The sequence below is a fragment of the Ruegeria sp. HKCCD8929 genome (assembly GCF_013031405.1).
GTDB lineage: Bacteria > Pseudomonadota > Alphaproteobacteria > Rhodobacterales > Rhodobacteraceae > Ruegeria.
In genome coordinates, this window is record NZ_WPZY01000003.1 from 203,198 (window position 1) to 214,819 (window position 11,622).

Genomic DNA, 11,622 nt, shown 5'->3' on the forward strand with positions numbered 1-11,622 from the left:
CCGGTGGCGGGCGACGAAAAACTGACGGCAAACGACCTGCAGCCGCTCTTGCAGGATCGCCCGGAGTTGGTGAACGACACCATCGAAGAGGTGTTTCAGTCCGCCGGTCACGGAGGCGATATCGACAGTTTCCGCAGCGTGGCGCAGTTGTTTCCCGAAGGAAATGCGCTGGCCGGGCTGATGGTGGAGCGGCTGCTGGACAAAGGGCTGATGGCACGCTTTATCGCCGCCTTGCGGATGCGCGGGGTCGAGCCGCTGCCCCCTGACCCGGATCAGTTGACCGATCAGGTGGCGCTGGTTCCGCTCAACGGTGCGGCGGACCATGACGATCTGGATATCGACCAGATTGGCGAATTTGCCAGCGGCGCCAAGGCGTTCCGTTGCCGGGTGATGGTCGATGAGCAGGTGATGGGCAGCGGCGCAATGGTGTCGCCGCGGCTGATCCTGACCTCGGCGCACGTGGTGGACGCCTATGCCCCGGATGCGACCACCGGCGTTGATCCATCCACGGTGCAGGATGTGAGCGTGCAGCTTTCGGATGGCAGCCGACATCAGGCCCGTGCGGTCTGGGTCGCCCCCTGTTTCGAGGGCGAAAAGACCGGGCAGATGCCGGAAGGCCCCGATGCCTCTGCCCTGTGCGATGCCGCTCTGTTGCGCATCCGCGCGCCGCTGGGCCGCACGCTGGGGCATCTGTCGCTGCCCGCCGAGCCGCCCGACTGGGTGGGGACCGAAGCCTTCGTGCTGATCCACTTCCCCGAAGGTGCCGAAAAGGGCATCGCCGTCGGCCACCTGCGGCGCGAGCAGTTGGACGAGGCGCGTCATGTGCACTCCATTTCGACGCATGGAGGATCGTCCGGCGGCGCGGGGTTCGACCGTTCCTTTGCTTTTGTCGGGCTTCATCAGGGCCGGTGGCGCAACGTGCGGCGGCTGGTGCCTTATCACCATTTCGCCGCCAATGACGATTTCCGCACCCAGATCGACCGCGATTGCCCGCCCCGCAGGCTGTGGTCGCTGAGCGACGATCTGGATGGCCATTTCGTGATTGGACGCAACGGGTTCTTCGACGCGCTGACGGCGATGCTCGAGACCGAGGAGACCAGCCTGCGCGGCATCTGGATCAAGCGGACCGAGATCGACGGGCGGCAGGGGATGAATTTCAGCTTCAATCTGCTCGACCGGTTCCTCGACGTAAATGAGGGCAACCACCGGGTGGTGCGTCTGGAGACCGGGTTCAATCGCCGCGATCTGGTCGATGCGGTCCGCCAGCGTGCCCTGCTGGGGGCCGGTCCCGTGGTCGCCCGCGCAGGTGTGGCTGCAGATGAGACCACCGATGCCGCACATGAGGATGACCGCATCAAGGCGCTGATTGAGGAATTGCGCGCCCAGTGCCAGGCACGGGACGAAAAGCTGTGGCTCTATTTCGAGAACCCTGAAAGCGGTCAGATCGATCATACCCGGTTCCAGCTGGAACACCTGATCGAAGAGGTGCTGGAGGCGCCCGAGATGCGGCTGGTTCTCAGCGGGTGCGAAACCTATGACCTGCGTGCGCGCACCGTGACCAGCATCGACGAGGCCGCGACCGATACTCGCCCCGCCGTATTTGTCGACTATATCCGGCCCTTCCTGCGCCGTGACGTGCTCGACTGCGTCCAGCTGATGACGGAAGCGCTGGAGCTGGATTGGGACGAAGGGGTCTGCAATCACATGGTGGACCGGGCGCTGGACGGCATCCCGCCGGTGGTGGCCAACCGGTTTGCGACGACGAAACTGCCGCTGGTGGCCGACCGGCTGCGCAGCGAGGCGCGGCACGATCTGGGAGAAGACCTCAACGCCGGAGGTGCCCATGAAGGTTGATCCGCAGAACCGCGACCTTCTGGACAAGCTGCGTTGGGTGGCCGCCGTCTCGGGCGGGTTCAACCCCGTCTCGGCGCTGATGGAAATCGGCGGCGCGGAGCTGGCCAAAACGCCGACCCGGATGCTGGATATCGTGAGCCTGCTGCGGCCTGACTGCACGGTCGAGCGGGATGACAAGCAGGACCTCTGGCTGATGCGCAACAGCGTGCGGCGCAAGGTGCTGTCGCATCCCTCGCCCTTCGAGGGTGAGGGCACGTATTCCGAGCGCCCCACCGAGGTCGAACAGGCCCTGGCCGGAACCGGCCCCTACGCGCCGGACAGCATCGATGGTCACGTCGAGGCCACGCAGGAGGCCGAGCCGCTGCTCGACCTGATTCAGGTGCTGGACCGCGCCGGGCCGGGCGCGCCGGCCTATTCCCGCGTCGCGGCGCTGCGGGGTGCCGTGAACCGGCTGCAGCAGGCCCAGGCCAATGAGCGTGCGCTTGCAACCGGCTTTTTCGGCCGCGACACCGAGCTTGATACCATCAAAGAATGGCTGTCTTCGCCGTCGGACTGGACTGAGACCGGCACTCCTCCGCGGCTGCGCACGCTGCATGTCTCGGGCCTGCCGGGCATCGGCAAGTCCTTTTTGCTGGAACGCATCATCCAGATCGCGCGGCAGCGCGACATGGTCATCCTGCGGCTGGATTTCGACCGCTCGTCGCTGACCGTGCAGGACGACCATGCGCTGTTTGACGAGCTGTCGCGCCAGATCGGCAACGGCCTGCCCCGCACCGCCGAGGCGCTGCGTCAGGCCCGGCTGCGCCGCGCCGAGACGCTCGCCGATCTCGAAGGTCTCACCCGGCGCGGCCAGTCGCGCGAGATCATGGGCGCGATCCGCGATGCGCTGAGCGGGTTCGATGGGCGCTTCCTGATCCTGCTGGATACGCTCGAAGTGGTGCGCCAGCGCGCCGATGTGCAGGTGCGGCTGCTGTTCGAGCGGCTGGACCGGCTGGCCGAGTTCGCCGGTTGCCCTGTCTGCCTGATCTCTGCCGGTCGCCGCGATTCCATCCTGCCTGCCGAAAAGCGCGTTGCCCATCACATCGACCTGACCGGGCTTGAGGACCCGGTGGCCGAAACCTTGCTGGAAAAACGCGGTGTGAACGTCGAAAACCGGCCTCCCATCCTGCGCATTGCCAATGGCATCCCGCTGCGGCTGGTGCTGGCCAGCAAATCGGTGGAACTGGGCGCCCGGCCCGACGAGGACCTGCCCGAGGGTGCGCGGGGCAATCAGATCGAGGGCTATCTCTACCGCGCCATCCTCAGTCGGGTGCCGCGTCACCTGCGCGACGTGGCGCTCAAGGGCCTGGTGCTGCACCGGATCAACGCCGATGCGCTGTGTCAGGTGGTGGCGCCGGTTCTGGGCATGACGCTGGATGGTACGCAGGCCCGGCGCATTCTGGACGATCTGGCACATCACCATTGGCTGGTGCGCCGCGATGGACCCTGGCTCATGCACCGCAGCGATATCCGCAGCGCCATCCTGAACCTCATCTATGAGGACCACTTTGACGAGGCGCATCAGATCGACCGGATTGCCGCCGACTGGTTTGTCGGCGTTCAGGATGTGACCGCGCTTTATCATCAATTGCAGCTATGCCGCGACCCCGGCGAACCTGTGCCGGACATCGGTTCGGAACTGGCCCTGGAGTTCACCGACGACATGCTGGGCGACCTGCCGCCACGGGCCAGCGATGCGATCCGTCAGGCGCGGGGGGAGCGATCGGATTTCGGGCGCCGCGCCGAAAGCAAACCCGCGTCGGATTTCGTCGGGCGCGAGGCCGAGCTGAGGGTGATGCGCAACTGGCTGTCCTCCCCCACGGAATGGGTGGGCAAGGGCAAACCGGCGCAGCTGCGTACCTTGCATGTGTCCGGCCTGCCTGGCATCGGCAAATCGCATCTTCTGGACCAGATTGGCCGGGTTGCGCGGGAGCGCGAGATGGTGGTTCTGCGGCTGAACTTCGACAGACCGTCGCTTGCGGCGGGCGACGACATTGCCGTGATGGACGAGCTGTCGCGCCAGATCGGCAACAGCCTGTCCGGCTCTGCCGAACGCCTGCGGCAGGCCCGTCTGCGCACCGTCGAGGCGACCGCCGGGCTCAAGAACCTGCCCGGGCGGGTCCAGCCGCGCGAAATCAACGACGCGATCCGGGACGCGGTGCGTGGATCGGGCAGCACCCTTGTCATACTGCTGGATGCGCTGGAGGTCGTGCGCAGCCGCTCCGAAGTTCGCGTGCAACTGCTGTTCGAGCGTCTGGATCGTCTGGCCGAGCTTGTCGGACGCCCGATCTGCCTGATTTCCGCCGGGCGCCGCGAGTCCATCCTTCCCGCCGAAAAGCGGGTGGCGCATCATGTCGGGCTGATAGGCCTTGAAAACTCGGCGGTTGAAACGCTGCTCGAGCGTCATGGCGTGGACAAGGAGGATCGGCCATCCATCGTCCGCATCGCCAACGGCAATCCGCTCCGCCTGATGCTAGCGATCAAGTCGCTGGAGAACGGCGTCAAACTGGACGAGAAGCTGATCGACGACATCAATGAAGATCAGGTTGAAGCGTATCTTTATCGCCGCATTCTCGACCACGTACCCAATCCCGTGCGTGACATCGCAATCAAAGGTCTGGTGCTGCTGCGGATCAATTCCGATGTGTTGCGCAACGTGCTCGCGCCGGTTCTGGAACTGGAGTTGGACGAAACGGACGCAGAACGGACGGTCGAGGACATCAAGCGCGAACTGGTTTGGCTCGTGTACGAAGACGGGCCGTGGCTTGTGTACCGCAGCGACGTCCGCAGAGCGTTTCTGAGCCTGGTCTACGGCGAGTTTCCAGAGGTGGCACAGCATATCAACCGAAAGGCCGCCGAGTGGTTTACCGGCGTGCATGACGCCACGGCTCTCTATCATCGGCTTCAGCTCTGCCGCGACCCGAATGAGCAATTGCCGGACATCGCCCCGGGCCTCGCCCATGAGTTCACCGATGACATGCTGGATGACCTTCCCCAGCCCGCCAGTGACGCCGTGCGGCAGGCCCGCAGCCAAAGGTCGGAGTTCGTGCACCTGCCCAAAGACGGCATGCCGGGCGACGCGTTCTCTGTCCTGCTGAAACAGCCCTTCGCGGTAGATGCGCCCCAGCCGCCTGCGCCGAGCCCGCCCCCGCCGCGCGAAACCAAGCCGCAACTGGCCTTCGATCATCGCCTTCAGCGCGTCATTTATGTGAAACCGGAAGATGCCGGTATGCCACAGCCGGTCGACGAACGCGCCATTCGGGATGTCGAGATCATGATGGAAAAAGGCGAGCTGCGCGAAGTTCCCGGCATCATGGCAAGTGGCTTTCCGACCCCGTTTGAGCTGATCAGCGATGCCGGGCTGGTCGCGATGGCGCATGCCTGGCGCACCGGGCAGTGGACGCTGGTACTGCAGATCTTCGACCACCTGCCCCAGGATTTTTTCGAAGAGGCCCTGAACACCTCCAAGCCCGATCTGGTCAGGGCTTTGCTTGAGATCTGGGCCGAGTTCCGGTTTTCCGGCTGTCTTGAGCGGTTGGCGAAGGGAGATTTGGACGACGTTCTGGCAAAGGCGACGGATGTCTACTCCAGCAGCATTATGGCAGGCTGCGCCCTTGATGCCATGATGCTGCAAGTGCCTTTCGGACGGGAATATTCAACGCTGAACGAAGACGCCAAGGCGCAGCTTTTCCCGTTCCTGCCCGGAGGCGATGAGAAAATGGCCTGGAATGAGCGCGACCGCGCCGACCGGCTGCGGGCCAATCTGGGTATCCAGCAGCGGTTCGACGGGGGCGCGATGGATTTCGCGCCGCAAACCTATGGTCGCATCATCGCGCCACTCAACCCCTATGCCACGCCACTGGTGGAATATGTGCGGCTGGACCAGATGACACGTCAGGATGGCGGCCGCTTTGGCAGGGATCTGGCACGACTGCGCGAGCTTTTCGCTGAAATCCGGTTGCTGATTGCACCCGATCTGCGCGGGTTGGAACAGGTGGCGCACGGGTTGTCATCCTATGCCTCGGACGCAGCAGAGGCGCTGGCCAATGCAGGGATCGCAGCAGAGGTGTTGGGGGCCTACGCCTTTTTCCGCCCCGCCCGCGACCTGCCCGCGCTGGCCGATGCCGCCGAACGCTGGCGGCGCACGGTGAACGGGCTCTGGTCCTATGGGTCCTCACCGCCCGAGGGCTGGATGTCCGACGTGCGGGTGGATCATCAGGCCATGGCGGTGGCCGAGCGTCTGGACACACCCGAACTGGCGCTGTCGCTGCTGTGGCTCTTTGCCCCTGCCGAGCGGTATCGGGCGCAGGCCCAGCGTCGTCTGATACGACCCTATCAGGAGGCCTCGGGCAGATGTGGCGGTGATCTGCACGTCGCGCTGCGGCTGCTGCAACAGAGGGGGCTGCCGCTCGCGCAGAGCGCCTCGCTGGCGGCGCTCGCTGCCCACAGGGTGTCGGCAGAAGAGATTTTTTCGTGATATGATAGATATTTGCAAAGGAGATTTGATATGACCGACCGCGCATTTACCGAAAGCCTGAACCGGCTCGAAGGGCTGCGGGCAAACTGGGATTTCGACAAGCTGAAGCAGGTGATCGACGATGGCCCGCCGATCCTGAAGGAGCTGGGGCTTGCCGATGCCGCAGCAACCAAGCAGATGCTCGACAGTGAGCCCGGGCAGCTTGAGGCGGCGGGCCACTCACCCGTCCAGCTCGAGGCGATCGTGCGCGCCGTTGGCCGGCCGCCGCTGCTGGTGCGCAACGGGCAGGTCGAGGGCAAGACCCAGCTCGGCGCCGATTTCGCGCAAGGCACCGACATCAAGATCACTAATATCGAACCGCTCATCCCCTCGGTGGGGCGTATCGAGTTCCGCAATCACGACATGACCTGGGGCGGCACCGGCTGGGTGATCGACGAGGAAGACGATGGCAGCCTGCTGGTGATCACCAACCGCCATGTGGCCAAGCTGGTGGCGCGGCGCACCTTTCTGGGCGACGGCGTGTTTATGTTCGGCCCCGGCAACATCCAGTACGGCGCCGCCATCGACTTTCTGGAAGAGGTCGAGACCTCCGAGGATGACAGCCGCACCGTTCGCATCCAGAAATTCACCTATATCGCCGACGATATCTCGGCAGATGTGGCGCTGGCGCGGATCGACAAGCCGGGCGACGGGCTGGCCGTCACGCCCCTGCCCCGCGCCGAGGCGGATGCCGAGAACGGAGAGATGATCGCTGTCATCGGCTATCCGGCCTCGGACGGCTCGCGCAATGACCGGACGCAGATGGAGCGGTATTTTCAGGGCCTTTATGACGTCAAACGCTTTGCCCCGGGGTTTGTGCAGGTTGCTGACGATGCGTCGCGACTGGGTCACGATGCGACCACGCTGGGCGGCAATTCCGGCAGCCCGGTGATCAGCCTCGACAGCGGCAATGTGGTGGGGCTGCATTTCGCCGGACGCTTTGGGATCGGCAACAGCGCCGTACGGGTCTCCACCCTGACCGGATTGCTGGATGACGGTGCGGCGGGGGATGTGCATCCGTCCGCAGGTGGTCCGACCGAAGCGCCCGAGGGACATGAAGCCGACCATTTTGCCGGGCGCGAGGGCTATGATGCCGAGTTCCTGCAGGTGGTGCCAGTGCCCCTGCCCAAACTGTCGGACCGGATCCCGCTCACCGCGCCCAGCGATGCCACGCCCGAGCGCCCGTTCGAGCTGCGGTATCAGCATTTCAGCGTGCTCTACGGCGGTGCGGTGAAGGGACCGCTGTTGACCGCGCTCAACGTTGACGGGGAGCAGACCAAACGGGTCAAGCGCGGATCGACCCGCTGGCGCAAGGACCTGCGCATTCCCGCAGAACAGCAGTTGGACAAAGCGGCCTACGGCCACGCCGATATCGACCGGGGTCATCTGGTGCGCCGCGCGATCACCAACTGGGGCGAAACCCACGAGACCGCCAAGCGCGCCAACAAGGACACGTTCCACTACACGGTGGCCAGCCCGCAGCATCAGGGATTCAACCAGAACCACCAGACCTGGCTGGGGCTGGAGGATTACATCATGGACAATGTGCGCACCCACGGGTTCCGCGCCAATGTGTTCACCGGCCCGATCTTTACCGGCCACGAGCCGCCGCTGGGCGACACCGGCGCGCCGGTGCCGCTGGAGTATTTCAAGCTGGTCACCATGCTGGCCGAAGCGCCGGAAGAGGACGGCATCCTGCGCCTGCACGCCACGGCCTATGTGTTGTCGCAGGGGCAGCTGATCCACGGCATGCTGTCGGATCGGGGTCATGTCGAGGCGGTCGAGGGATTTGCCTTTGGCGAGTACAAGACCTTTCAGGTGCGGATCAGCGACCTTGAAGCCGCGACCGGGCATGACTTCGGACAGCTTCGCGATTTCGATCCGCTGGCACGTGCGGATGGGACCGAGGCCGGCGAGGCGCTCGCCGTCACCATCTGGGATCTGGAGAATATCCGTCTGTGATCCCCGGCGGGCGGTGCGGGCCGCCCGTTACCCCGCCAGCGATGGCAGGTAGAGCACGATGGCCGGGAACGCCACAAGCAGCGCGATGGTGATGGCGTCGGCCACGAAGAACGGCGCCACGCCGCGAAACACGTCCTGCACGCTTAGATCGGGGCGGACGCCCGCCACCACGAAACAGTTCAGGCCGATGGGCGGGGTAATCAGGCAGAACTCGGCCATCTTCACCACCAGAATGCCGAACCAGATCGCGCACATCGGGCCGGACATGCCGAATGTGCTGTCGGCGGCGCTCACCGCCTCGCCTCCGTTCAGCGCCATCACCGCCGGGTAGACCACCGGCAGGGTCAGCAGCAGCATGCCGATGGCATCCATGAACATGCCCAGCACCGCATAGGCCAGCAGGATGCAGATCAGGATCAGCATCGGCGACATGGCCAGCGAGGTGATCCAGTCCGAGAACGCCCCCGGCAGGTCGGCAAAGCCCAGAAAGCGCACATAGATCAGCACGCCCCAGATGATCGAAAAGATCATCGCGGTCAGCTTGGCGGTTTCCAGCAGCGCCGATTTCAACTGCTCCCACCGCATGCCGTGAAACAGCGCAAAGCAGAGCACGATGAAGGCGCCGATGGCTCCGCCTTCGGTGGGGGTGCCCCAGGCCTGATCTCCGAACGGATTGTAGACAAAGCAGATGATGATCAGGATCACCGCTACGATGGGCAGCGCGCCGGGTAGCGCGGCGAAACGCTGGCGCCAGGTGAACCCGGTGACCGGCGGGCCGACGGTCTTGAACGCCACCGCGATGCCGACGATCAGCAAACCATAGATCACCGCCGAAAACGCGCCGGGGATGAAGCCCGCCAGCAGCAGCTTGCCCACGTCTTGCTCGACGATGATGGCGTAGATCACCAGAATGGCCGAGGGCGGGATCAGCGAGGCCAGAGTGCCGCCCGCCGCCACGACCCCGGCGGCGAAGCGTTTGTTGTAGCCGACATCCAGCATCTCGGGGATGGCGATGCGAGCGAAAACGGCGGAGGTGGCGACCGAGGCGCCCGATACGGCGGCAAAGCCTGCGGTGGCGAAGACGGTCGATACCGCCAGCCCGCCGGGCACCCAGGCGATCCAGCGCTTTGCGGCCTCGAACAGCGCCCGCGTGAGCCCGGCGTAATAGGCCAGATAGCCGATCAGGATGAAGGTGGGGATCAGGCTGAGCGTGTGCGAGGCGACCTTCGAATGCGGCACCTGCCCCGCGGTCTTGACCGCAACGGTGATTGCCTTGCCGAAGCGTTCGGGGGCGTAGCCGAAGCGGGCCCAGAAGATCCACACGAGGCCGATGAGCCCCGCCAGCCCGGCGGCAAAGGCCACGCGCATGCCCGCGACCACCATGACCAGCAGCCCGCCGGTGACCCAGAGGCCGATCTCGATCGTGTCCATGCCCTACTCCTGCCCCTCGAGCTGCTCGGCCTCTGCCGCGGCCTGCGCCGCCGTGTCCTGTATCAGCGGCACCGCCACCGGCGCCTCAAGCCCCAGCAGGAAGGCGCGGCCATAGCCCCAGACCTGCAACACCAGCCGCAGGCACAGGACCGAGAACGCCACCGGCGCCAGCAGTTTTGCGGGCCAGATCGGGATGCCGATGTCGATGGAGCTGTCGCGGCTCCAAAGTGGCACGCCGAAATCGAAGGAACGGTCGAAATGCGCCCAGCTGCCCCAGACCAGCGCGATCATCAGGATCAGGATCAGCAGGACCGAGATCAGCTCGAACAGCCACAGCGCCCGGCCCCTCAGGCGTCCGATCATGATATCCATGCGGATGTGCCCGCCGTCGCGCTGCACGAAGGCAATGCCGAGAAAGGCAATCAGCGGCATCGCCTGTTCGATCCAGTCCACATAGCCGGGTAGCGGCGCGTTCATCGCGTTGCGCCCGCCGACCGAGACCACCGCCAGCACCATCAGCGAGAACACCGCCAGCCCGCTGACCAGCGCCATCAACCGCTCAAGCCGCAAAAGCTGCCGGTCAAGACGGCTGAGCAGGCTGCCATCCTCCAGCACCGTGGCATGTCCTGCCATCGCAGAACTCCTTTGTTGAGGGGGAAATCCGGGCGGTCAGGCCGGGCACCAATGGGCGCCCGGCCAATCGCTTAGTTACCGCCGCGTTGCTGCAGCAGAGTGGCTTGAACCAGATCGTAGAGGTCCTGCGCAGGCAGGCCCTGACCGGACATATCGGCGATCCACTTCTCGCGGATCGGATCGGCGGCCTTGGCGCGGAACTCCTCGATCACCTCGTCAGAGATGTTCACTTTCTCGACGCCCTTCTCTTCCAGCACGCCGTCCCATTTCTTGAGCAGCTCGCCATAGTTGGCGAGGTAATGGGCGATGGCCTCGTCAATCGAGCTGTCCAGCGCCTCGCGATGCTCAGCGCTGAGCGCCTCATAGGCCTCGATATTGACCACAACGGGGCAATTCACGGTGCCCGGGTTCAGGTTCGCGGTCCACCAGTCGGCCTTGTTGATGGTGCCGAAGGACAGGTGCGCGTGCTGGGCAAAGGCCACGGTGTCGACCACGCCGGATTCCATCGCGTTGTAGGCCTCGGTCGCGGGCACCGAAGTGGGCACGCCGCCCACCGCCTCGAACGCCTGGCCCAGACCGCCGGTGGCGCGCACGCGCATACCGTCGAACTCGGCCAGCTGATCGCGCGGATCGCCGGTGCCGACCAGATTGTATTGCGGCATGGGCGAGGTCATGAGGATGCGCGCGTTCCACTGCGCCATTTCATCCTGCACCGCCGGGTGGCCATAGACGGCGTGGCTGACGGCGACCTCTTCCTCAAGCGTGTTCACGCCCAAAAACGGCAGCTCCAGCACGGTGATCGCCCGGTTCTTGTCGCGGTGATACCCGGCGCAGAACTGCGCCATCTCGAAGGCACCGATCGAGATGCCGTCCAGATTCTCCTTGGGCTTGGATAGGCCGCCATAGCTGACATTCATGGTGAACTCGCCACCGGTTTTCTCGCTCACCAGCTCGGCCAGTTTTTCGACATGTTCGGTAAAGGCGCGGCGTTTACCCCAGACCGACACATTCCATTCGGTGGCGGCCGCTTCGGCGACAAAGGCAAAGCTCAGGGCGGCTACGGCCGCACCGGTCAACATCTTGGTCATAATGGACTCTCTCCCTTGATTGCGGCCCTCTGGCAGGCCGCTTGCCGCTCAAGCTAGCGCCAACACCCCACCCTGCCAACCCCCGGGGAGGCGGCGCCC

The 11,622-nt window shown here is 64.9% G+C and carries 6 protein-coding genes; 3 read left to right on the forward strand and 3 right to left on the reverse strand.

Features of this window, described 5'->3' with window-relative positions; genetic code table 11:
* Positions 1-3 precede the first annotated feature (3 nt).
* Genes GOX53_RS05990 through GOX53_RS06000 form a run of 3 tightly spaced genes read left to right on the forward strand, consistent with a single transcriptional unit; the run spans position 4 to position 8,371 of the window.
* Positions 4-1,854 carry a trypsin-like peptidase domain-containing protein gene (locus GOX53_RS05990; RefSeq protein WP_171174392.1) on the forward strand — a complete coding sequence of 617 codons (1,851 nt, stop codon included), beginning with the start codon at positions 4-6 and terminating at the stop codon, positions 1,852-1,854.
* A complete protein-coding gene (locus GOX53_RS05995; RefSeq protein WP_171174394.1) occupies positions 1,844-6,370 on the forward strand; it encodes an ATP-binding protein in 4,527 nt (1,508 codons plus the stop codon). Before GOX53_RS05990 ends, GOX53_RS05995 begins: the two co-directional genes overlap by 11 nt.
* 30 nt (positions 6,371-6,400) lie before the next feature.
* The gene (locus tag GOX53_RS06000) at positions 6,401-8,371 is read left to right on the forward strand and encodes a DNA/RNA non-specific endonuclease (protein ID WP_171174396.1); all 1,971 of its coding nucleotides are present in this window, start codon (positions 6,401-6,403) and stop codon (positions 8,369-8,371) included.
* Between the two features lie 27 nt (positions 8,372-8,398).
* Here the strand turns inward: GOX53_RS06000 and GOX53_RS06005 are convergent, their stop codons facing one another.
* The 3 genes from GOX53_RS06005 to GOX53_RS06015 form a co-directional block, all read right to left on the reverse strand.
* The gene (locus GOX53_RS06005; protein ID WP_171174398.1) at positions 8,399-9,802 is read right to left on the reverse strand and encodes a TRAP transporter large permease; all 1,404 of its coding nucleotides are present in this window, start codon (positions 9,800-9,802) and stop codon (positions 8,399-8,401) included.
* A 3-nt stretch (positions 9,803-9,805) separates the two neighbouring features.
* Positions 9,806-10,435, reverse strand: coding sequence for a TRAP transporter small permease subunit (locus tag GOX53_RS06010; RefSeq protein WP_171174400.1), 630 nt, complete (start codon positions 10,433-10,435; stop codon positions 9,806-9,808).
* Between the two features lie 71 nt (positions 10,436-10,506).
* Positions 10,507-11,523, reverse strand: a complete 1,017-nt coding sequence (locus tag GOX53_RS06015) for a C4-dicarboxylate TRAP transporter substrate-binding protein (protein ID WP_171174402.1) — start codon at positions 11,521-11,523, stop codon at positions 10,507-10,509.
* Between the last annotated feature and the right edge of the window lie 99 nt (positions 11,524-11,622).

Coding starts and splice junctions, on each gene's coding strand:
- GOX53_RS06005 (WP_171174398.1), bottom strand. CDS start 9,802: ATGGACACGATCGAGATCGGCCTCTGGGTCACCGGCGGGCTGCTGGTC.
- GOX53_RS05995 (WP_171174394.1), top strand. CDS start 1,844: ATGAAGGTTGATCCGCAGAACCGCGACCTTCTGGACAAGCTGCGTTGG.
- GOX53_RS06000 (WP_171174396.1), top strand. CDS start 6,401: ATGACCGACCGCGCATTTACCGAAAGCCTGAACCGGCTCGAAGGGCTG.
- GOX53_RS06015 (WP_171174402.1), bottom strand. CDS start 11,523: ATGACCAAGATGTTGACCGGTGCGGCCGTAGCCGCCCTGAGCTTTGCC.
- GOX53_RS06010 (WP_171174400.1), bottom strand. CDS start 10,435: ATGGCAGGACATGCCACGGTGCTGGAGGATGGCAGCCTGCTCAGCCGT.